The organism is Pseudomonas indica NBRC 103045, assembly GCF_002091635.1.
Taxonomy (GTDB): Bacteria; Pseudomonadota; Gammaproteobacteria; order Pseudomonadales; family Pseudomonadaceae; genus Pseudomonas_M; species Pseudomonas_M indica.
In genome coordinates, this window is the sequence record NZ_BDAC01000035.1 from 26,438 (window position 1) to 45,634 (window position 19,197).

The following is a 19,197-nucleotide window of genomic DNA, read 5'->3' on the forward strand; positions in this document are numbered from 1 at the left end:
GCGCATTAGAAACGGGATGACGCTAAAGGCCAATGCCCGCTTGGACAGGTTGGCCGTGATTCTGATCGACACCTACCATTAGTTTTCTGCTGACGGATGGAGCCGCGAATGCGCAAGTTGCTGATCATCGTCACACTTTCGCTGCTACTCGGCGCACTGATCTGGTGGTGGCAGCGGCCGCAACCCCTGACCGTGCGACTCGCCGAGGTGGAGCGGGGAGCCGTGGAAACCCTGGTCGCCAACACCCGCGCCGGCACGCTCAAGCCCTGCCGGCGCACGCACCTGTCCTTCAACCTCGGCGGCCAGGTGACCGAGCGACGGGTGGACGAAGGGCAGCGGGTCGCCACCGGCGACGTCCTGATGCACCTGCGGCAGGACGAGCAGCAGGCCCGGGTCCGCGAAGCCGAGGCGCGCCTCGATGCCCAGCGCAACAACCGCGAGCAGCGCTGCAACCAGGCCAGCCTGGACAAGCGCGACCTGCAGCGCCTGCGTCATCTGGCCGAGCGCAAGCTGGCCGCCGCCGACCGTCTCGACCAGGCCGAGACCAAGGCGCGTCTCTCGCAACTGGCCTGCGCCGCCAGCGATGTGCTGATCCGCGAGGCCGAGGCGAGCCTGGCCTTGCAGCGCTCCCTGTTCGACCAGACGGTGCTGCGCGCACCCTTCGACGGCATCGTCGCCGAGATCAACGGCGAGGTGGGGGAGTTCGTCACGCCGTCGCCACCGGGCATCCCGACTCCGCCGGCCATCGACCTGATCGACGACAGTTGCCTGTATGTGGAGGCGCCCATCGATGAGGTGGATGCCGCCCGCGTGCGCCTCGGCATGCCGGTGCGGATCAGCCTGGACGCGTTCCGCGGGCGCCATTTCGACGGCAAGGTGAGCCGCATCGCGCCCTTCGTCCGCGACTTGGAAAAGCAGGCGCGCACCGTGGACGTGGAGGTGCGCTTCGACCAGCCGCCAACGGACGTGGCCCTGCTCACCGGCTACAGCGCCGACGTGGAAATCCTCCTCGAACAGAAACCCGACGCCCTGCGCATCCCCACCGAGACCCTGCTGGAAGGGCGCAAGGTGCTGCGCTACGAGCCGGCCGACGGCGTGCTGCACGAAGTGCCGGTGGAGACCGGTCTGGCCAACTGGCGCTGGACCGAGGTGACCGCCGGCCTGGAACCGGGCGCGCGCATCCTCTCCAGCCTCGACCAGGAAGGCATCGAGGATGGCGTGAAGGTGATAGCGGAGGACGCCGGGGAACGGCCGCGATGATCCGCCTGCGCGGCGTGACCCGCTGCTTCCAGCTCGGCGAGCAACGGGTGATGGGGTTGGACGACGTCGACCTGGACGTGGCGGCGGGCGACTACGTGGCGGTGATGGGGCCGTCCGGTTCCGGCAAGTCGACCCTGCTCAACGTGCTCGGCCTGCTGGACGCGCCGGACGCCGGCGAATACTGGTTGCAGGACGAGGCCACCGCCGGACTCAGCGAGGGGCGCCGGGCCGAGCTGCGCAGCCGGCTGATCGGCTTCATCTTCCAGTCTTACCACCTGATCCCGCGCCTGACCGCGCTGGAGAACATCGAGCTACCGATGCTGCTGGCCGGCATCGACCCCGCCGAGCGGCGCCGGCGCAGCAGCGCGTTGGTCGAGCGGCTCGGTCTCGGCGACCGCATCGCCCACCGGCCGGGCGAGTTGTCCGGCGGCCAGCGCCAGCGGGTGGCGATTGCCCGGGCGATGATCATGCAGCCCTCGCTGCTGCTCGCCGACGAGCCCACCGGCAACCTCGATAGCCGCTCCGGCGCCGAGGTGGTGGCCTTGCTGGAAGAGTTGAACGGCGAGGGCCTGACCCTGATCGTGGTGACTCATGACCCGTCCCTCGGCCAGCGCGCGGCGCGCCAGTTGAACATGCGCGACGGCCGGATCATCGAAGATATCCAGCGGGAGCGGCGCGATGCGCGCGGCTGATGTCTTCGCGTTCTGCCTCGGCGGCCTGCGCGGGCACCGTTCGCGCAGCCTGATGCTGCTGCTGGCGGTGGGCATCGGCGTGATCGCGGTGAACCTGCTCACCGGTCTCGGCGAAGGTGCGCGGACCTTCGTGCTCGGCGAGTTCTCCGTGCTCGGGCGCAATACCCTGATCGTCCTGCCCGGGCGCAAGGAAACCACCGGCGGCATGCCGCCGATCACCGGCCTGGCGCCGCGCGACCTGAGCGTCCAGGACGCCGAGGCCATCGCCCGCCTGCCCGGCATTCGCCGGGTCGCGCCGTTGCAGGCCGGGCAGATGGAAGTGGTGGTCGGCAACCGCAACCGCGAAGCCTTCACCATGGGCACCACCCACGAATTCTTCGCCATCCGCCAGCTCGACGTCGCCCAGGGCCAGCCGCTGCCGGCGATGGAGATGGGCCGGGCGGAGTCGGTCTGCGTGATCGGCGGCAAGCTCAAGCGCGAGCTGTTCGGCGACCGCCAGGCCCTCGGCGAATGGCTGCGCGCCGGCGACCGGCGTTTCCGCGTGGTCGGTGTGCTCGGCGAGCGCGGCGAGTCGTTGGGCATGGACTTCGGCGAGATGCTCATCATTCCCCTGGCCAACGCCCAGGCGCTGTTCAACCGCGAAGGGCTGTTCCGGGTGTTCGCCGAGGTGCGTGGGCCGGCCTTCGTCGAGAGCGGCAAGCGGCAGATTCTGGCGACGATCAAGGAACGTCACGAAGGCAAGGAAGACATCACCGTGATCAGCCAGGACAGCATGCTCGCCGCCTTCGACGACATCCTCGCCGCGCTGACCCTGGCGGTGGCCGGGATCGCCGCCATCAGCCTGCTGGTGGCGGGCATCCTGATCATGAACGTCACTTGGATTGCGGTGAGTCAGCGCACGGCGGAGATCGGCCTGCTCAAAGCCATCGGCGCCACGGCCGGGCAGGTGCGGTTGCTGTTCCTCGGCGAGGCGGCGCTGCTCGCCCTCAGCGGTGCGCTGGCCGGGCTGCTGCTCGGCGAAGCGCTGCTCTGGCTCGGCCGCCAGGCCTGGGGCCTGCCGCTGCATGCGCCCCTGTGGGCGCGGGTCAGTGCGGTGCTGCTGGCGTTGTTCACCGCGCTGTTGTTCGCCTGGCTGCCGGCCAGCCGCGCGGCGAGGCTGGAGCCGGTGGTGGCGTTGCGGCCGGCGGGGGCGCGTTGATGGATACCTTCTTCTTTATAGGAACGAGCAGGATTCGATGTGCCAGGCATTTCCCTGCGCTTATTCGGGTTACGGAGCGCGCTCTTGTAGGAGCGAGCTCTGCTCGCGAAGCGGCCTCGCAGACACCTGAACGGTGGGGGCGGTAGGACCATGATGCGCTGGGAGGATGGCTTCCGGCTCACCGCGTCGGCGCTGGTCAGCCGCCCGCTGCGCAGCATCCTGACGCTGCTCGGCGTGGCCATCGGCATCGCTGCGGTGGCGTTGCTCACCGCCATCGGTGAGGGGCTGCGCAGCTACGTGCTGGATAACTTCTCCCAGTTCGGCACGCGCATCGTCGCCATCCATCCGGGCAAGACCCAGACCGGCGGGCTCGGCGGCCTGCTCAGCAGCGTGCGTCCGCTGAGCATCGCCGACGCCGATGCCTTGCGCCGGCTCGGCCATGTCGACGCGGTGGTGCCGATCATCCAGGGCAGCGGCGATGTCCAGTTCGGCCAGCTCAGTCGGCGCAGCGATGTCATCGGCGGCGGCCACCAGTTGGCCGAGGCCTGGCGCTTCAAGCTGGCGCTCGGGCAATTCCTCCCACCGGCCCGCGACGGCCGCTCGCCGCCCTACGTGGTACTGGGCCACAAGCTGCGCACCGAGCTGTTCGGCGAGGAAAACCCGCTGGGCGAGCTGGTGCGGGTCGGCGGCACGCGCTTCCGGGTGATCGGCGTGATGGAGAAGAAGGGCCAGTTGCTCGGCTTCGACCTCGACGACATCGCCTACATCCCGGTGGACTGGGCGCAGAGTCTGTTCAACCGCGAGGGGCTGATGGAAATCGACGTGGTATTCAACGCCGGCATCGGCTCGGCGCAGATGGCCGAGCGCATTCGCCGTCTGCTGATCGAGCGGCATGGCGAAGAGGATTTCAACCTCACCACCCAGGACGACATGCTCGGCAGCCTGAACCGCATCCTCGGGACCCTGACCATCGCCATCGGCGCGCTTGGCGGCATTTCCCTGCTGGTGGGGGCGGTGGGCATCCTCACCATCATGACCACCACGGTCGGCGAGCGCACCGCCGAGATCGGCCTGCTGCGCGCCATCGGCGCGAGCCCAAGGCAGGTGCTCGGGCTGTTCCTCGCCGAAGCGACCCTGCTGTCCCTGGCCGGCGGTGTGCTCGGCCTGGGTGCGATGGGTCTGCTGCTGCTCGCCCTGCACCTGGGCGTGCCGGCGTTGCCGTTGAGTCTGCAACCGTTGTTTCTGCTCCTGGCGCTGGTGTTGTCGGCGCTGATCGGCATCCTCGCCGGCCTGGCCCCGGCGCGGCGGGCGGCGCGGTTGCATCCGGTGGAGGCGTTGAGGGATGAGTGAGGGGTGTGAGGGGGGCGGGGTGGGGCTTGAGTCCGCCCCCTCACCCCAACCCTCTCCCCAAAGGGGCGAGGGAGCTGTCCGCATGGGCTCGATAGCTTGTGCGAGCACAAGGCGGCAGTGAACCGCGAATTGAAGTCATGCAGGGACAATCCCCTCTACCCTCTGGGGAGAGGGCTAGGGTGAGGGGGCCGAGCCAAGTCGGGTACGAAGCGTCGCCCAACCCAAGTCCCCCAATAGGCCATCACTCCCAGATGAAATCACTCCGAAAAGCACCAACCCACCCATAGATCGAACACCGCTAACCTGCTGCGATCCGACCACCTTCTGACGCCAAATAACGGACAAAACCACACCATCGTTACGTTCGTCGCCTGGCCGGAATGCTGGCCAGGGGAAACTATAGTGATATCAGTTTCCCTACAGTTTCTAAGGGTGTTTCGACGGTGAGACAACCGCACTCACAGGCCGACACCCGAGGCACACCGACGATGATGGCCGCTGAGCACATTGTGCCCGCCACGGAACAGCCCGACCTCGGGCTCGCTCTGGTCCGGGCCGGGCGTTTGTCGGAGGCGGATTACAACCGCGTGCGACGCATGCAGGCCGCGCAGGACGATGGACCGCCGCTGGCGACGCTGCTCAACCGCCTCGGATTGGTCTCCGAGCGCGATATCGCCCAGCAACTGGCCGAGCTGCTGGATGTGCCGCTGGTGGATGCGGCGGAGTTCCCGGTGGCGCCGCTGCTGGGAGAGCGCCTGTCCTATCGCTTCCTCAAGGAATGCCGGGCGCTGCCCCTGGAACTCAACGACGGTGAGCTGCTGGTGGCTATGGCCGACCCGCAGGACCGCTTCGTCCGCGAGGCGCTGGCGCTGGCGGCGGGTTGCCGGATCGCTCCGCGCGTCGCCCTGGGCTCGGAGATCGAGGCCGCCATCGAACGTATCCACGGCCAGGGCAAGAGCCAGATGGGCGACATCCTGTCTAAGGTCGAGCCGGCCGAGCAGGACCGCGTCGAGGACGTCGAGCAACTGCGCGACCGCGCCAGCGAGGCGCCGGTCATCCGCCTGGTCAACCTGATCATCCAGCGCGCGGTGGAGCGGCGCGCCTCGGACATTCACGTCGAGCCCTTCGAGAGCCGCCTGAAGGTGCGCTATCGCATCGACGGCGTGTTGCAGGAAACCGAGGCGCCGCCGGTGCAGTTGTCGCCGGCGGTGATCTCGCGGATCAAGCTGATGGCGCGGCTGAACATCGCCGAGCGGCGCCTGCCGCAGGACGGCCGCATCGAGATGCGCGTGCAGGGCAACGATCTGGACATTCGCGTCTCCACGGTGCCGACCATGCACGGCGAAAGCGTGGTGCTGCGCCTGCTCAACCGCGAGAGCGTGGTGCTGGATTTCGCCGCCCTCGGCTTCAGCGAGCAGCCGCTGCAACGGTTGCGCAGCGTGCTGCGGATTCCCCACGGCGTGCTGCTGGTCACCGGGCCCACCGGCAGCGGCAAGACCACCACCCTCTACACCGCGCTGAACACCCTGAACACCAGCGAGAGCAAGCTGATCACTGTGGAAGACCCGGTGGAGTATCAGCTCGAAGGAGTCAACCAGATTCAGGTCAAGCCCGCCATCGGCCTGACCTTCGCCAATGCCTTGCGCGCCATCGTCCGCCAGGACCCGGACGTGATCATGGTCGGCGAGATGCGCGACCTGGAAACCGCGCGCATCTGCATCCAGTCGGCGCTGACCGGCCACCTGGTGCTCTCCACCCTGCACACCAACGACGCGCCGAGCAGCATCGCCCGCCTGCTGGAGATGGGTGTGGAGGACTATCTGCTGACCTCCACCCTCAACGCCGTTCTCGCCCAGCGCTTGGTGCGCAAGCTCTGCGTGCACTGCCGCGAACCCTACCAACCGCTGCCGGAGATGCTCCGTGAGATGCGCCTGGAGGCGTTCGCCGCCGGCCAGCCGGTGACGCTCTACCATGCCCGTGGCTGCCCGCTCTGCAACGGTACCGGCTACCACGGCCGCATCGCCATCATCGAGGTGCTGACCCTCAGCGATACGCTGCGCCGCTTGATCCTCCAGCATGCCGACGCCGGCAGCCTGATGCTCTGTGCCCGCGAAGAGGGCATGTTGACCATGTACGAGGACGGCTGCCTGAAAGCGCTGGCCGGGGTCACCAACCTCGAGGAAGTGATTCGCGTCACTCAGGAGTCCTGAGATGGCGCTCTTCCATTACCGCGCGGTGAGCGACAGCGGCGAGGTCCAGCAGGGCCAGGTGGAGGCAGCCGATGAACAGGCCGTGCTCGAGCAGTTGCGCGCGCGCAGCCTGATCCCCATCGAGATCGGCAACCGACGTGGCTGGCAGGGCTGGTTGCAGGGGGACGTCGGCGCGCTGCTGCAACGCTCGCGCGGGCATCGGCTGGTGCTGTTGTTCACCCAGCAGTTGGCCTCGTTGCTGCAGGCGGGCGTACCGCTGGATCGCTCGCTGGAGATCATGCAGCGGGTCAGCGCCGACCTGCCGATGCAGCAACTGATCGCGCCGATCCAGGAGGGCGTGCGGCGGGGCGCCAGTCTGTCGCGGGTGCTCGGCGAGCGCCCGGAGCTGTTTTCCGGCTTCTACATCAGCCTGGTGCAGGCCGCCGAAGTGGCCGGCGACCTGGCGGAAGGGCTGGGCAGTCTGGCCTATTACCTGGAGCGCAGCAAATCGCTGCGCGACAAGCTGGTCTCCGTGCTGATCTACCCGCTGATTCTGCTCGGCGTCTCGGCCACTTCGCTGCTGGTCATCCTCGTCTACGTCATCCCGCAGTTCCGCCAGTTGTTCGACGACATGGACGCGAGCCTGCCGTTTTCCACCCAGGTGGTGATCGGCCTCGCCGAGGGCTTGCGCGTGGCCGGACCCTGGCTGCTGCTGGCGGCGCTGGCCGCCGCCTGGGGCGTGCGCCGGGCGCTCCGTCAGCCGGATTACCGCCGCCGCTGGGACCAGGCCGTGCTGCGCCTGCCGTTGCTCGGCAGCTTGCGCCGGCGCATCGAAACCGCTCGCTTCACCCGCAGCCTGGGCACCCTGCTGAAAGGCGGCGTGGCCCTGTTGCAGGCCCTGAACATCGCCCGCCAGACCCTCGGCAACCAGCTGATGCTGGAGCAGGTGGGCATCGCCGCGGAGAGCCTCAAGCAGGGCCGCCAGTTGGCGGCGCCGCTGCTCGCCACCGGGCTGTTCCCGGCGCTGGCGATGCAGATGATCCAGGTGGGCGAGGAAACCGGCCATCTCGACGAGATGCTGCTGAAGGTCGCGGACACCTACGACCGCGAAGTGGAGATATCGATGCAGCGCCTGCTGGCGGTGCTCGAACCGCTGCTGATCGTTGGCCTGGGGCTGCTGATCGCCGGCATCATCCTGTCGGTGCTGGTGGCCATCATGAGCATCACCGAACTACCGATCTGAAGGGGAACCCGCATGAACCCTGAACCGCGCCCCTCGTCCCCGTGCCGCCGTCACGCGGGTTTCACCCTCCTGGAAATCCTCGTGGTGCTGGTCATCCTCGGCCTTATGGCGAGCCTGGTCGGCCCGCAGGTGTTCAAGCAACTGAGCGGCTCCAAGACCAAGGCGGCGGCGTTGCAGATCCAGGAGCTGAGCGCCGCGCTGGACCTTTACCGCCTGGAACTGGGCAGCTACCCCACCACCGAACTGGGTCTGGAGGCGCTGATCACCAAGCCGCGCAACCTGGACAACTGGAACGGCCCGTACCTGAAGAAAAGCGTGATCCGCAAGGACCCCTGGGGTAACGACTACCAGTACCGCTCGCCGGGCGAGCACGGCGAGTTCGACCTGTGGAGCCTGGGCGCCGACAACCGCGAGGGTGGCGACGGGGAAAACCGCGATGTGCACAGTTGGGACTGACAGCCGTGGCTTCACCCTGCTGGAGCTGCTGGTGGTGCTGGTGGTCGCCAGCCTGGCCATGGGTCTGGTCGGCCCGGCGTTCCAGCGGCTGCTGCCGGGCCTCCAACTGGAGACCGAAGGGCGCAAGGTGGCGGCGCTGCTGCGGCATGCGCGCAGCCAGGCGATCCTCAGCGGCGCACCGGTGGCGGTCAGCCAGGACGCCGAGACCGGCGGCCTGCGCCTGAGCTACCGCGAGCAGCCCTACCGCCTGCCGGCGCACCTGACTCTGAGCCTGGAAGGCGGCCCCGGTGGCGACAGCGAGCAGACAGGCAGCGCACACATCCTCTTCTATCCACAGGGCGACTCGTCCGGCGGCAGCCTCAGCCTGGAGGGCGAAGAAGGGCGCGGCCAACTGATCGAGGTCGACTGGCTGAGCGGCCGGGTGCTGCGCAGTGCGGCCAAGGCGGACGACGATGAATAACAGGCCGTTGGAAAATGCAGTATCGGCAACGCAAGTAGTTTCTCAACGGCCTGTCAAGGAAAGCGGCTTCACCTTGCTCGAAGTGCTGGTCGCCTTCCTCATTCTCGCCCTGAGCATGGCCGTGCTGATGCGCATCGTTTCCCAAGGGCTCGACGTGCTCGGGCGGGCCGAGCGGCACCAGGTCGCCCTGCAACTGGCCGAATCCCGGCTGGTGGAAGTGATCGCCCGTTTCCGTCCGGAAGACCACGGCACCCAGGAAGGACGGCTGAGCGGCGGCTACCGCTGGCGCAGCGAGATCGAGCCGTTCCGGTTTGACAATCAGGAGGCCGGCGAGCGCTACAGCATCGCGCCCTGGCAGATTCGTGTCTCGGTGAGCTGGGGCCGGCGTCCGGGCGAGCGGGTCACCTTGAGCACCATCCGCCTGGTCCGGGAGACGCCATGAAACGCCGGGCGCAGGGCTTCACCCTGATCGAGCTGATGGTCGCCCTGACCCTCACCACGCTGGTGGCGATGCTCGCCTACGGTGGGTTGCAGATCACCCTGGACAGTTGGCAGCGGGCGGAAGCCCGGCAGCAGGCGATGGAACTGCGCTCGCTGTCGCAATCCCTGCTGCGCCGGCTGCTGGAAAGCCCGGTGCCGTTCAGCGTGACCGACGACGAAGAGGTGGCCCAGGCCGCCTTCCGGGGCGACGAGGGGACGCTGCTCTTCGTCGCGCGCCTGCCGGCCCTGGACCAGGGCGAGCGGCTTTACTGGATTCAATTCGCCCAGGAAAAACAACTGACGCCCAAGGGTCTGCGCTGGCGCCTGCTCATGCGCTACCTGCCGTTCGAAGAGCGCCAGACGCTGAACTGGGCGCTGCTGGAGCAGACCCTGGTCGACAGCGCCGAGCCACGGGTGCTGCTCGATGGCATGCCCAGGGCCTGGCGTTTCGCCTACCTCGACCCGCGCGCGGAACGCGGCAGCGAATGGCTGACGGAATGGCGTCAGCGCGGCGACCTGCCGATGCTGATCCGGCTCACGCCGGCCAAGCGCCGCGGCGAGGCGGTGGGAGAGCTGGTGGTGGCACCCCGGGAGCGCGCCCATGCGATCCTCGGCAGCCGTTGAAATCGCCCGCCGCGACGGCGGCGTCGCCCTGGTCAGCGTGCTCTGGCTGCTGGTGTTGGTGTCGCTGCTGGCGCTCAACCTCTCCGTCGGCAGCCGTACCGAGCTGCAACTGGCCGGAAACCTGCGCCTGGCCGCCGGCGCCCGTCTCGCTGCCGACGCGGGGGTGAGCTGGGGCCTGTGGAGCCTGATGCAGGCGGACGGTGCCGGCTGGCTGGCGGACGGCAGCAGCCGGACCCTGGCGCTCGACGGTTACAGCGTGGAGGTCGCGCTGTTCGACGAGCAGGGCAAGATCGACCTCAACGAAGGCGATCCGCTGCTGTTGCAGGGGCTCTTCCAGTCCGTGGGCCTGGATGAAAAGGCCGCCCTGGCCCTGACCGACGCGGTGCTCGATTGGCGCGACGAGGACCAGTTGGTGCGGCCGCAGGGCGCCGAGGAGGAGGCGTACAAGGCGGCCGGCCTGCTCGGTCCGGGCAATGGCCCATTCGAGCGGCTGGAGGACCTGCGCAAGGTGCTCGGTATGAGTGAGGCCCTGTACCGGCAGGTGTTGCCGGCGCTGACCCTGTATTCCAACAAGGCCGAGATCAATCCCTTGGTGGCGCCGCGCGAAGTGCTGCTGGCGCTGCCCGGCGTGGACCCGGCCAGCGTCGACCGTTTCATCGAAGAGCGCCGGCGGAACTTCGAGAGCGGCCAGCGTCCGCCGATGCTCGGCGGGGTCGATTCGCGGTTGCTGGCTCCCAATGCGCCGGGAGTGAACTACTCTATCGTTACGCATACAGCCGTGGGTGCAGGCGCACGGGTCGGGCAGCAGGTAGTGGTCAATCTGCGCGGCCGCGGGCAAGGCTTCGATATCCTGCAGACCGCTCCGCTGGGCGATGGGGCAATCACTGTTGAAGGTTCCTTCGATAAAAGGGACGTTCCATGACGAACCACGTCCAATGGGGAGCGCTCGGCCCCACGGTCAGCTCGCTGACCACCCTGGCGCAACGCTTCTGGCTCTGGTGGAGCCAGGAACTGCTCGGCCTGATCCCGCCGGCCTGGCGCGAGCGCCTGCGGCGCCGCGGCAACCTCCTGCTCATCGCCCTGCACGACAGCCACTGCGACATCCGTTGCGGTACCTACACGCAAACCGAAACGGCGATCAGCAGCCCGTTCGGCGCCGACGGCGAATGGCCGCCAACCCTCGCCGCCACCCTGCTCGAACGCGCGCCGAAGGCCGACCGGGTGATCCTTTTGCTGCCACCCGGAAAGGTGCTGCGCAAGGTCATCGGCCTGCCGTCGGCCACCGAGAGCGGCCTGGAAAACGTGCTGCGTTTCGAGATGGACCGGCACACCCCGTTCAGCAGCGAGCAGGTCTATTTCGGCTACCGCATCCTCGAACGCGACCGTGCCCGCCAGCGCCTCCAGGTGGAGCTGCTGGTGGTCCTGCGCGAATACCTGGACGGTCTGCTCAAGCACCTCGACAGCCTTGGCGTGCGGCCCTCGCTGGTGACCCTCGGCCATGACGACGGGCGCTGGAGCGGCGATGCGGTCAACCTGCTGCCGGGCAGCCGCCGTCGCGGGCGCTCCGGGCGCTGGCGCGGCAATCCGCGTTTGCAGGCGATCGCCGGCCTGGTGATCGTCGCGCTGTTGGTGGTCTTCCCGCTGCTGCTGCAACGCCAGCGGACCGCCAGCCTGAACGATGCGCTGAGCGGACCGCAGGCGGTGGCCGAGCGGGCGGCGAAAGTGCGCGACGACATACAGCGCCTGGAAAGCGGGCGCGACTATCTCCAGGCACAGCGAATGCGCGCCACGGAGCCCCTGCTGCTGCTCAAGGAGCTGACCGGACTGTTGCCGGACGGTACCTGGCTCAGCCGTTTCGAGCTGATCGGCGAACGGGTGCGGATGGAGGGCGAATCGACCGAGGCGTCGGCGCTGATCGGCCTGCTCGAACAGTCGCGGATGCTGCAGAACGTCAGCTTCGCCTCGCCGGTCACCAGCAATCCGCGAACCCAGAGAGACCGCTTCAGCCTGGTTGCCGAGCGCCGAGCGCCGGGGGAGGGGACACCATGATCCCGCTGCGTCTGCGCCAGTTGCTGGCGCTGCTGATCCTCCTGGCGCTGCTCGCCGCCGTGATCGGCCTGGTGCTCGGCCCGCTGGTCGAGCGCTTCCTCAGCGACGAGGAAAGCATCGACAGCCTCAGCCACCGCCTGGAGGTCTACCAGCGCCTGGCCCACGAACTGCCCGCCCAGGAAGCGCGCCTGGCCGGGTTGCAGCGCAGCGATCCGATGAGCCGCCTGGTGGTGGCGGAGAGTCGCCCGGCGCTGGCCGGCGCCGGCCTGCAGCAACTGATCGGGCATCTGATCGGCGGGGTGGGCGCACAGGTGGTGAGCACCCAGATCGTCAGCCGGGCGGAAGCCGAATCGCCGCTCCCGGCGGTGGGGCTCAAGGTGCACATGCGCGGCGAGAACGAGCAACTGGTGCGCCTGCTCTATGACCTTGCCTACCACGAGCCGCTGCTGCTGGTGGAGAACCTGGTGGTGCTGAGCAACCCGCGCGTCGATATGCAGCGCTTGCGCCGGCCGGAAGACCTCCAGGCGGTGCCGTCGCTGGACATCAGCTTCGACGTCAAGGCGTTCATCGCCAAGGAGGCCAAGCCATGAGCCGGCTTCCGTATCTTCGGCGCGCGCTGCTCGGCGGTCTGGCGCTGGCCGCCCTGGCAGGGGCCGAAGAACCGCCGCCCACGCCGGACACGGCCTCCGCCACGGGGGCGCCGCCCTTCGGCGAATTTCGCGAAATGCTCGAACGACCGCTGTTCAGCAGCACCCGCCGCCCGCCGGTGCTGCTCGGCGAAGCCCAGGAAAACCTCGACGCTAGGCAGTTGCGCGAAGCCTGGCGCCTGACCGGCATCGTGCTGCAGGACGGCCGCCAGCTGGCGACCTTCAGCCAGCGCCAGGGCGATCAGCGGCTGCGCCTGGAGGTGGGCATGGTGCTGGTGGACGACTGGCGTCTGGAGCGCATCGAGCGCGATCAGGTGCTGCTCGGCAACGACATCGGCCAGGTGGAAATGATTCTGCGCGAACCGACCGCTGCGGAGACACCACCGGCCCTGCCGGCGGCGGCCGACCAGCCGGAGCGGAGCGCGCCAGCGACCGGCGGGGAACAGCCTCCGCCGGCGGAAAAGCCGGCACCGGCCGAACCGGCCAAGCAGGGCTGAGAGGAGCATGCAGATGAAGACTTTCACGCGTTTCGGTCGGTCCTGCCAGATCGGCGGCTACTACCTGCTGCTGGTGTCCTGCGCGACCATGCCCGGCAGCGACCGCGCCACCTTCGACAACCCCTGGGCCCGCGGCGACGATGCCGCGCCGGCCGAGGTTCCGGTTCCCGCCTCGGCCAGGCCGGCCGGCCCGACGCCGGCCGAGCTGCTGCGCCGCGACAACGTGCTGCCGGCCGCGCGCACCGCCAGCGGCCCGCGCGCGGAGATATACCGGGGCTCCGGCAGCCTGGTCGATCTCGGCAGCGACGCCGCCGAGCCGGCGTCCGAGGAGGGCGAGATCACCCTCAACTTCCAGCAGATGGAGATCGCCGAGGTGGTGAAGATCATCCTCGGCGAAATCCTCGGGGTGAACTATGTGCTGGACAAGAACGTGACCGGTACGGTCAACCTGCAGACCAGCCGGCCGCTGACCCGCGACGCCCTGTTGCCGACCCTGGAGACGCTATTGCAGGTCAACGGCGCGGCGCTGGTCAAGTCGCGCAACTTCTACGAAGTGGTGCCGATCGAGGCCGCGCCCTCGGCGGCGCTGGTGCCGCGCCTGCACGTCGCGGACATGCGCGGCTATCAATTGCTGGTGGTGCCGCTGCGCTACATCTCGGCGGGCGAGCTGCAAAAAATCCTCGAGCCGATGAAGCCGGCCAAGGGCCTGATGAACGTCGACGAGCGGCGCAACCTGCTGATGGTGGCCGGCACCCAGGAAGAGCTGAATAACATCCGCGAGACCGTGCGGGTGTTCGACGTGGACCAGTTGCGCGGCATGTCCGTCGGCCTGTTCCGCCTGGAAACGGTGGACGCGCGGGTGGTGCTCAAGGAGCTGGAGACGATCTTCGGCGATGCCGCCAGCGGGCCACTGGCCGGCATGGTGCGCTTCCTGCCCATCGAGCGGCTCAACGCCTTGCTGGTGATCACGCCCCAGGCCAAATACCTCGACGACGCCCGCCAATGGGTCGAGCGCCTCGACCGTACCGAGGGCGGCCAGGGCTCGAACATGTACGTCTACTACGTGCAGAACGGCAAGGCCGAGCGCATGGCCGAGATTCTCAGCCAGCTCTTCGAGCGGCAGAAGCCCGCCGGCGAGGGCAATCGGCCCAACGTCGCGCCGCCACCGGTGCCGGCCGCGGGCGAGGTGGCCGCCGGTACCGAGCCGGTGCTGGTGGCGCCCGGCGGCGACGGCACCAGCCTGGAAGTCGGCGAGGTCAGCATCATCGCCGACGACGAGAACAACGCCCTGCTGATCATGGCCTCGCCGATCGACTACGAGAAGGTCATGCGGGCGATCCAGAAGCTCGACGTGCTGCCGTTGCAGGTACTGGTCGAGGCGACCATCGTCGAGGTCAACCTGGAAGACGAACTGCGCTACGGCCTGCAGTGGTTCTTCAAGAATTCCATCGACGGCAAGACCCTGCGCGGCACCCTGGGTCGTTTCCCGCTGACCACGCCGACCGATCTCACACCCACCGGCTCGCTGACCCTGTTCGACGCCGCCGGCGCACGGGTGCTGCTCGACCTGCTGGCGTCCGACTCGAAGATCAACGTGATTTCCTCGCCGACCCTGCTGGTGCAGGACAACCGCACCGCCACCATCCGCGTCGGCGACCAGGTGCCGGTGCGCACCTCGGAAACCACCAACACCAGCGGCACCGTGGGCGAGGATTCTGCGCTGGTGACCAGCACCATCCAGTTCCGCGACACTGGCGTGCTGCTGGAGGTGAAGCCGCGGATCAATGCCGGCGGCATGATCGCCCTGGAAATCACCCAGGAAGTGAACGACGTCAAGCCGACCACCACCTCCGGCATCGACTCGCCCACCATCACCCAGCGGCGGATCAACACCAGCGTCGCCATCCAGAGCGGCGAAACCCTGGTGCTCGGCGGGCTGATCAAGGAGAACAACGGGCGGACCAACGAAGGGTTGCCCTACCTGCGCCACGTCCCGGTGCTCGGCTGGGCCTTCGGCAGCAAGGGCAAGAGCCTGAGCCGCACCGAACTGGTGGTGATGATTACGCCGACGGCCGTGACCAAGCTCGACGAAGCCCGCGAAGTGACCCGGGAATACCGCAGCAAACTCAAGGACGTGAGCCTGCCCCAGGACGCCTGGCTGCGGCAGGGGCGGCAGTTGTAGCCCCGCCGCGCCGCCATTCGCGAATGAATTCGCTCCTACACCGGCAACGATGCGCAGTGCGCCGGCAGCCTGGGGCTCGGGGAAACCGTGGCCTTCAAGCAGACCTACAAGCCGGACGGCAGCTCCACCCTCGGTTCGTTGGGAACACCGAGCACCGTGCCCTTCAACAACCTCGCCAGCGCCCAGGGCACCGGAGTGCATCCGTGGGATGCCCATCGGCCCGCTCACCGACGATGCCAGCACGAATGACGAAACGGGCTTGGAGACGGAGAAGGGCGCTGCAGGACAGCGCCCTTTTTCATGCCTGTATCACCTCGCGAACGAACCGTGCCGCCTGGCGATTGCCCGCAAGCCCATAACCACGGGGCTTTCCGCCTGATCGGGGGTGCCCGGCGGGCAAGCGTGTTTCAGCGAATGGACAGTCGAAGGCGATTTCCGTATGGCCGGTGGAAAGGTTCTTCCGGGTGGCTTCCGTTCTCCTGGTAAAAACCTTCTTTATCAATGGCTTATGTGTGTGGCTCGGTAATTGAATACGTGTCGGTCGAGGAATCCCGAGGGGTTCCGGTTCGCCTTGTCCGGTGGCCGTTGCAACGCCGCCGGAAAAGCGATGACAAACAGGCCGCGCAATCGCTACGGATCGGGTTCCGGTTCAGGTATGGGGAGTGAATTCCCTGGCCGGCATTGCGCGGTTCCAACGTCTCCCGGTGGCGGGATGGCCAGCCGGGGGGAGGAGCATGGCTATGCACACGCATCAGTTATTGCAATCGTTGCCGCGCTGTCTGCTGAGTGCGGCTCTGGTGGCGGGAATGGCGTCCACGGCTGGAGTCTATGCCGTCGACGGCGCACCGCCTGGACTGTTCGAACTGGATGGCAACACGGTCGACGGCGCTGCAGCCGGCGATGACTGGGGCAGCCTGCACCTGGGCAACCAGGCGGGTTCGCCAGTGGCCTTCACCGGAATCCTGTCGGACCCGGCACCGGTCACCATCTATACCCAGGGTGGATCCAAGGATGTCAACGACGTCACCCAATGGCGCTACACCAACGGCTCGGTACCGGACAAGGACGACATCACCAATGCCTATGCCACGGCCTACATCAACCCGGCCGATGTCAGTCATAACGGCCAGGTGGTACACGCGGCGGGTGACCTGATCATCTACTTCGGGCTGGACCGCTTCGCCAATAACGGCGATGCCTTCGCCGGCTTCTGGTTCTTCCAGGACAATGTCACCCTGGGCGCCAACGGCCGCTTCAACGGTCAGCACGTCGCCCGCCAGGGCATGGAAGGCCAGCCGGGGTATGTGCCGGGGGATCTGCTGGTGCTGGTCGAGTACCCGCAGGGCGCCAATGCCCAGCCGGAAATCAAGGTCTACGAGTGGGACCCGCTGGACCTGGATCATGACAACGTGGCCCCCAACCTCGACCAGCGCTACAGCTCGGCTGCTGCCAAGTGCGATGGTTCGGGCAACAAGCTGGCCTGCGCCATCACCAACGTGGCCAACCTGCCGGGCGCACCGGAATGGCCTTACACACCGAAGAACGGTTTTGCCGGCATTCCCTTCGAGAGCTTCTTCGAAGGCGGCATCAACGTGTCGAAATTGCTTGGCGGCGATGTTCCCTGCTTCAGCAGCTTCCTCGCGGAAACCCGCTCGTCGCGTTCGGAGACCTCGCAGTTGAAGGACTTCGTGCTGGGCGACTTCAACCTCTGCAGCATCGCGGTGACCAAGCAGTGCACGGCAGCCGTGGATGCGGGCGATGGCGGCAACAGCGTGCTGGTCAACTACAGCGGTACCGTGACCAACGATGGCGGCCTGCCGCTGTTCGATGTGACCGTGACCGATGACATGGGCACCGCGAACACCGCCGACGACGTGGTGGTCTTCGGACCGGCCACCCTGCAACCGGGCGAGTCGCAGCCTTACAACGGCAGCTACAGCACCCTGTCCATCCCGGCCACGGACGAAGTGACCGCGGTCGGCCATCGCAACGGCACGTCGGTGGAAGCCACGGCGGAAGCGTCCTGCTCGCCGGACGTCACTCCGGCCCTGGCGGTGGACAAGGCATGCACCGCGAACATCGCCTCGGGTGGTGCGGGTATCGACGTGCTGTTCAACGGCACGGTGACCAACACCGGCAACGTGGCACTGGAAAACGTCATGGTGGTGGATGACGGCGGCACGCCGGGCGACACCAGCGACGATGTGACGGTGCTCGGCCCGGTCACCCTGAATGCCGGCGAGTCGATGCCGTACAACGGCAGCTTCAGTGCCAGTGGCAGCAACAGCTCCACCGACACCGTGACCGCCACCGGCTCCGACGTGCTCACCCAGAGCCCGGTCGAGGCGACGGCGCAAGCGACCTGTGAAGCGGATGTGACACCGGCCATCGAGGTCACTAAGCAGTGCAGCGCGAACATCAATACCGGCGGTACGGGTATCGATGTGCTGTTCACCGGTACGGTGACCAACACCGGCGATGTCGCCCTCGGCAACGTCACGGTGGTGGATGACAACGGCACGCCGGGCGACACCAGCGATGACGTCACGGTGCTCGGCCCGATCAGCCTCGCTCCCGGGGAGTCGGCGAACTACAACGGCAGCTTCAGTGCCAGTGGTTCCAGCTCCACCGATACGGTGACCGCAAGCGGTGCCGATGTGCTGACTCAGAGCCCGGTGGAAGCGCAAGCCTCCGCTTCGTGCAGTGCGGATGTGACACCGGCCATCGAGGTCACCAAGCAGTGCACCGATGCACCGGCCTTCGGCCAGGCGATCCTGTTCGACGGCACGGTGACCAACACCGGCAACGTGGCACTGCTGAACGTGACGGTGGTGGACGACAACGGCACGCCGGGGGATACCTCGGACGACGTGACCTTCAACCTCGGTGACCTGGCTCCGGGAGCCGCGGCCAACTACAACGGCGCCTATACGCCGAGCCTGGCCGGCTCCTACACCAACACCGTGGTGGCCACCGCCGAAGATGCCGTGGAAAGCTCGCCGGTATCGAGCAGCGCGGACGCCACCTGCGAGGTTCCGCCGCCGCCGGAAGGCGAAGGCTGCACCCCGGGCTTCTGGAAGAACAGCCCCGGCAGCTGGGGCCCGACCGGCTACAGCCCGAACCAGACCGTGGGTTCGGTGTTCAGCCTGCCCAGCGGCCAGTTGGCCAACCAGCTCGGCGGCAACAGCCTGATCCAGGCGCTGAACTATGCCGGTGGTAACAACCTGCTCGGCTCCGCGCAGATTCTCCTGCGCGCGGCGGTCGCGGCGGTGCTCAACGCCAGCCATCCTGACGTGGATTACCCACGGACGGCGGCTTCGGTGATCGCCGACGTCAACGCGGCCCTGGCCACCAAGGATCGGGCAACGATCCTGGCCCTGGCCGCGGCGCTGGATGCCGACAACAACCTGGGATGCGATCTGCCGAACGATAATTCGTTCTGATCGCGCCTGAGCCCGGCGACAGGGAGGGCGCCGGGTGAGGGGAAAGACGAAAAGCGCAGGGCCTGTGCCCTGCGCTTTTTTTGTGGGGTGAGGAGAGAGTGTTGTAGGGGCGAATTCATTCGCCCAGCGGCTTCTGCTCATGCACCTGACGGGGCTGCTAGAAAGCTCTGAGCCAAACCGATTACTGAGTTACGCAGACACTTCTTGTTTCGCCCCCCGGCGAGTTACTTCTGGCAGTCGCCCCAGAAGGTAACCAAGAGGGCTTGCCCCGGCATCCGGAACTAGGCGTCCCCGCACGAAGGGCCATCCCTGGCCAACCGCGCCTCTCGCGGCATCCATGCCGCTCGTCCCCCTACACGACGATTCCGCTCGGCCTCCTGACGGGGCGTCCGAGTTGGCCCAACCTCTTCTGCAAGTCTTCTGGCAA

The 19,197-nt window shown here is 67.5% G+C and carries 17 protein-coding genes; all 17 read left to right on the top strand.

Annotated features, from left to right (window positions below; translation table 11 throughout):
• Nucleotides 1-108: 108 nt before the first annotated feature.
• The 17 genes from PIN01S_RS25215 to PIN01S_RS25290 all read left to right on the top strand — a co-directional run bounded on the left by PIN01S_RS25215 (nucleotide 109) and on the right by PIN01S_RS25290 (nucleotide 18,770).
• A complete protein-coding gene (locus PIN01S_RS25215; RefSeq protein WP_084339667.1) occupies nucleotides 109-1,260 on the top strand; it encodes an efflux RND transporter periplasmic adaptor subunit in 1,152 nt (383 codons plus the stop codon).
• A complete protein-coding gene (locus tag PIN01S_RS25220) occupies nucleotides 1,257-1,952 on the top strand; it encodes an ABC transporter ATP-binding protein (RefSeq protein ID WP_084339668.1) in 696 nt (231 codons plus the stop codon). The genes PIN01S_RS25215 and PIN01S_RS25220 overlap by 4 nt, the downstream gene beginning before the upstream one ends.
• Nucleotides 1,939-3,150, top strand: a complete 1,212-nt coding sequence (locus PIN01S_RS25225) for an ABC transporter permease (protein ID WP_084339669.1) — start codon at nucleotides 1,939-1,941, stop codon at nucleotides 3,148-3,150. Before PIN01S_RS25220 ends, PIN01S_RS25225 begins: the two co-directional genes overlap by 14 nt.
• 153 nt (nucleotides 3,151-3,303) lie before the next feature.
• The gene (locus tag PIN01S_RS25230) at nucleotides 3,304-4,500 is read left to right on the top strand and encodes an ABC transporter permease (RefSeq protein ID WP_084339670.1); all 1,197 of its coding nucleotides are present in this window, start codon (nucleotides 3,304-3,306) and stop codon (nucleotides 4,498-4,500) included.
• A gap of 488 nt (nucleotides 4,501-4,988) precedes the next feature.
• Complete coding sequence (gene gspE, locus PIN01S_RS25235) at nucleotides 4,989-6,710, top strand: type II secretion system ATPase GspE (protein WP_084339671.1); 1,722 nt, start codon at nucleotides 4,989-4,991, stop codon at nucleotides 6,708-6,710.
• A gap of 1 nt (nucleotide 6,711) precedes the next feature.
• A complete protein-coding gene (locus PIN01S_RS25240; RefSeq protein WP_084339672.1) occupies nucleotides 6,712-7,932 on the top strand; it encodes a type II secretion system F family protein in 1,221 nt (406 codons plus the stop codon).
• 12 nt (nucleotides 7,933-7,944) lie between these two features.
• Nucleotides 7,945-8,388 carry a type II secretion system major pseudopilin GspG gene (gene gspG / locus PIN01S_RS25245; RefSeq protein ID WP_084339673.1) on the top strand — a complete coding sequence of 148 codons (444 nt, stop codon included), beginning with the start codon at nucleotides 7,945-7,947 and terminating at the stop codon, nucleotides 8,386-8,388.
• Complete coding sequence (locus tag PIN01S_RS25250) at nucleotides 8,369-8,848, top strand: GspH/FimT family pseudopilin (protein WP_084339674.1); 480 nt, start codon at nucleotides 8,369-8,371, stop codon at nucleotides 8,846-8,848. Before gspG ends, PIN01S_RS25250 begins: the two co-directional genes overlap by 20 nt.
• Nucleotides 8,841-9,290 (top strand): type II secretion system minor pseudopilin GspI, encoded by a 450-nt coding sequence (gene gspI, locus PIN01S_RS25255; protein ID WP_084339675.1) that lies wholly within the window; start codon nucleotides 8,841-8,843, stop codon nucleotides 9,288-9,290. The genes PIN01S_RS25250 and gspI overlap by 8 nt, the downstream gene beginning before the upstream one ends.
• Nucleotides 9,287-9,952 (top strand): prepilin-type N-terminal cleavage/methylation domain-containing protein, encoded by a 666-nt coding sequence (locus tag PIN01S_RS25260; RefSeq protein ID WP_084339676.1) that lies wholly within the window; start codon nucleotides 9,287-9,289, stop codon nucleotides 9,950-9,952. Before gspI ends, PIN01S_RS25260 begins: the two co-directional genes overlap by 4 nt.
• Nucleotides 9,930-10,874 carry a type II secretion system minor pseudopilin gene (locus PIN01S_RS25265; RefSeq protein WP_084339677.1) on the top strand — a complete coding sequence of 315 codons (945 nt, stop codon included), beginning with the start codon at nucleotides 9,930-9,932 and terminating at the stop codon, nucleotides 10,872-10,874. Before PIN01S_RS25260 ends, PIN01S_RS25265 begins: the two co-directional genes overlap by 23 nt.
• Nucleotides 10,871-12,001, top strand: a complete 1,131-nt coding sequence (locus tag PIN01S_RS25270) for a PilN domain-containing protein (protein ID WP_084339678.1) — start codon at nucleotides 10,871-10,873, stop codon at nucleotides 11,999-12,001. The genes PIN01S_RS25265 and PIN01S_RS25270 overlap by 4 nt, the downstream gene beginning before the upstream one ends.
• Complete coding sequence (gene gspM / locus PIN01S_RS25275; RefSeq protein WP_084339679.1) at nucleotides 11,998-12,591, top strand: type II secretion system protein GspM; 594 nt, start codon at nucleotides 11,998-12,000, stop codon at nucleotides 12,589-12,591. The genes PIN01S_RS25270 and gspM overlap by 4 nt, the downstream gene beginning before the upstream one ends.
• Nucleotides 12,588-13,145: a hypothetical protein gene (locus PIN01S_RS25280; protein ID WP_084339680.1), complete on the top strand. Its 558-nt coding sequence runs from the start codon at nucleotides 12,588-12,590 to the stop codon at nucleotides 13,143-13,145. Before gspM ends, PIN01S_RS25280 begins: the two co-directional genes overlap by 4 nt.
• A 13-nt stretch (nucleotides 13,146-13,158) precedes the next feature.
• Nucleotides 13,159-15,327 carry a type II secretion system secretin GspD gene (gene gspD, locus PIN01S_RS25285; protein ID WP_090257071.1) on the top strand — a complete coding sequence of 723 codons (2,169 nt, stop codon included), beginning with the start codon at nucleotides 13,159-13,161 and terminating at the stop codon, nucleotides 15,325-15,327.
• An 87-nt stretch (nucleotides 15,328-15,414) separates the two neighbouring features.
• Nucleotides 15,415-15,576 (top strand): hypothetical protein, encoded by a 162-nt coding sequence (locus PIN01S_RS26860; protein WP_169715885.1) that lies wholly within the window; start codon nucleotides 15,415-15,417, stop codon nucleotides 15,574-15,576.
• Between the two features lie 491 nt (nucleotides 15,577-16,067).
• Nucleotides 16,068-18,770 carry a CLIPPER-2 domain-containing protein gene (locus tag PIN01S_RS25290; protein ID WP_084339682.1) on the top strand — a complete coding sequence of 901 codons (2,703 nt, stop codon included), beginning with the start codon at nucleotides 16,068-16,070 and terminating at the stop codon, nucleotides 18,768-18,770.
• Nucleotides 18,771-19,197: the final 427 nt, after the last annotated feature.